Raw genomic sequence first — 2,619 nt, 5'->3', positions numbered from 1 at the left:
TAAGTCGGGCTTTTTAATATTAATAAATACCGTTAAAACTGGTAGCTTGCGCCTGCAAAAAAGCGACGCTCTGGCGTGTTGTAGTAATACACTTGACCCGTTGTAAAATCAGTATTTGAATCAACAGCGTTATACTCTTTATCAAATAAGTTTTCTACACGAAGCGAAACTTCAATATGCTCATTTACTTGATAATTACCCGCTAAGTTCCAAAGCGTGTATGATCCTAAACGCGTCACAGCACCTTGTCGGTCACTACGATATTGCATGTCTAAGCTTGCATCAAAAGCACCAAACTGTTTTGCAAGTTCCCAGTTAAAAGTACGTTTAGCAACATTACGTAACTCTGCGCCCGTTTCTTCGTCTTCAGCGCTTAAGTAAGCAAAGTTAAGGTTGCTATCAAAACCAAAAAACTGCTGAGATAAGCTAAATTCAACCCCTTCGTAGCGTGCTTCATTTAAGTTGATAGGAAAGAAGTTAGAATCTAAAGATATCTTATCTTCAATATCATTTCTAAAAATAGCAACGTCAATACTTGCTATATCAAAATCTACATTTAACCCAATCTCTTGATTTAATGATTTCTCAGGCTCTAAATCAGGATTAGATGAAGGTGGAAAACCAGGAAAAGCCGGAAAGTATAAATCGTTAAATGTAGGTGCTTTAAAACCAGTGCTTTGGCTTATGCGGAACGTGGCGTCTTCAGATAAATGATAACCCGCAGCGGCTGTATACGTTGTTTCGTCGCCAAATTGTTCATCATCGTCTTGGCGAATTGTTAAATTAGCTAACACTTTTTCAGCATTGTAATAAGCCCCAACAAATACTGCTAATACATCACGCTCTTGCATATCATACTGCGTTGAACTGTGCGATACATCATCGTTGTACCAGTTAACACCACCGCTAATATTAAGCTCTTCAGATAATATATATTGACCGTTATAATCAAATTGCACACGTTTCGTTATAAAATCATTTACACCAAATGCTGAGGTATCGTGAGAATCATCTGTTGAAATAGCAATATCAATACTGTGCGATTGGTTAGTGTAGTTTTTACTCCAACCTGCAGAAAGCTGATAGTTTTTAAAATCACCTGTTTCCATAGTACTTGTGGCTGGACTAAAGCGACTGTCGTAATCTGCATAGCCTTCACTGTATTGACCTAATAACTTAAAGTCGCCGTAGTGTGCATCAGTATAATTTACTTTAAAACCAAGGTTTTTATTTTCATAGCCATCTTCATCTGGTGCTACGCCTTGCAGTGCATCAAAGTTATCTGTTTTTTCAAAGCCTGCATTAAATGCTGTTGTTATATCGCCTGATTTTACAGAGCCTGCCACTTGATAATTTTGGTAAGAATCAGAACCAAACGTAGCACTCACAGATAAGTTATCTGATTCACGCGTTATAATGTTAATTACGCCAGCAAGTGCATCAGAGCCGTAAACAGCCGCGCGAGAACCCTTAATAATTTCAATGCGTTCAATACTATTTAAAGGGACATTATTTAATGCTTTTTGACCAAGTGTTGCTGAGCCTGTACGTACACCGTCAATCAAAATTAGCGTATCGCCAGAGCCAGTACCACGAAGTGACACACCTGTATTTTGGCCAAAACCACCGTTTGGATTAACCTGAAAACCAACTCGCGTGCTTAATAAGGTTGGTAAATCGCGTACGTTGCTTGCTTCTATTTCTGCACGCTCAATAACATTTACACTTGCTAAAACGTCATTGATTGATTGCTCAAATTTATTAGCTGTAACGGTTATTTTTTCAATTGATTGCTCTGCGCCAGACACAGAAAATGAAAGCGCAGCAGAAATAGCAACGCCTAAAGTTGTTTTGTTTAACATGATGTCCCCTACCTTTGCCCACCGCAAAGATTTAAGTAAGTAAGATTGCATCAAGGCCGGTCTCCGGACTCAGTAAGCACATCAAAATATGCAATACTTTACCGTTGCGGGGGCAGTGTTGGGCTTGTAGTCATCATGAAAACGCACCAACTTCCCGATTATCCTGCTAAAAAAATCATTACATGAAGTGGCTAGCAAGCACCTTGAAAATATGTCGCTATTGTGAGTATTTTGTTTACAAATGTCAATGGACGTCTATACAGCTAAAAACCTTTAAAATGCAGTTAAGGGCTAGTATAGTTTGAAGTCACGCCATATTTATTAAGTAGCTTCTTAAGTTGTATTTGTGTAGTAGGTAAGCTTAGTATTTCATCCATTTTATTACTAGTGATCTTATTTGATTTAGAGTTAACTAAAAAGTGCGTTTTATAAACGGCATCTGGTACGTTACTTTTATAGAGTAAATCCATATTAAAAGTATTTTGATTTTTAAAATATTGGTAAGCAATATTATTTAAAACGCCTACTTCCGCGCGCTTTAATAGCAGCATTTTAACCACATTGAATTCATCAATGGTTAAACTTACTTGATGTTCCTCACTTAAAAATTCGGCATCTGTATTAAATCCAGCAAATTGATACGAGTACCCCAGAACCCCAACCTTTGTTAATGACGTAATGTCGTCAAAGTAAGCTTGCTCATTTGTATTTTCTTTAAGCGTATAAAGCTCATTTTTGGTAATGGTATAAAATTCGG

1 protein-coding gene, 1 pseudogene and 1 riboswitch are annotated in these 2,619 nt (G+C 37.4%); the gene and the pseudogene both read right to left on the bottom strand.

Annotation, left to right across the window (positions count from 1 at the left end; translation table 11 throughout):
- Positions 1 to 32 precede the first annotated feature (32 nt).
- Positions 33 to 1,862, bottom strand: a complete 1,830-nt coding sequence (locus tag GQR46_RS18550; protein ID WP_165727574.1) for a TonB-dependent receptor — start codon at positions 1,860 to 1,862, stop codon at positions 33 to 35.
- A gap of 36 nt (positions 1,863 to 1,898) precedes the next feature.
- A riboswitch (cobalamin riboswitch) is annotated at positions 1,899 to 2,083 on the bottom strand.
- Positions 2,084 to 2,146: 63 nt separating this feature from the next.
- Positions 2,147 to 2,619, bottom strand: a pseudogene (locus GQR46_RS18545) (ABC transporter substrate-binding protein); the annotation flags it as partial.

The organism is Pseudoalteromonas sp. Z1A6 (assembly GCF_011378745.1).
Classification (GTDB): domain Bacteria; phylum Pseudomonadota; class Gammaproteobacteria; order Enterobacterales; family Alteromonadaceae; genus Pseudoalteromonas; species Pseudoalteromonas arctica.
Note: the sequence above shows the minus strand (reverse complement) of the source record. Positions and strands in the feature narration are given on the sequence as shown.

What these genes read in the sequence shown, in the direction of transcription:
- GQR46_RS18550 (WP_165727574.1), bottom strand. Translation starts at nt 1,862, where the DNA reads ATGTTAAACAAAACAACTTTAGGCGTTGCTATTTCTGCTGCGCTTTCA.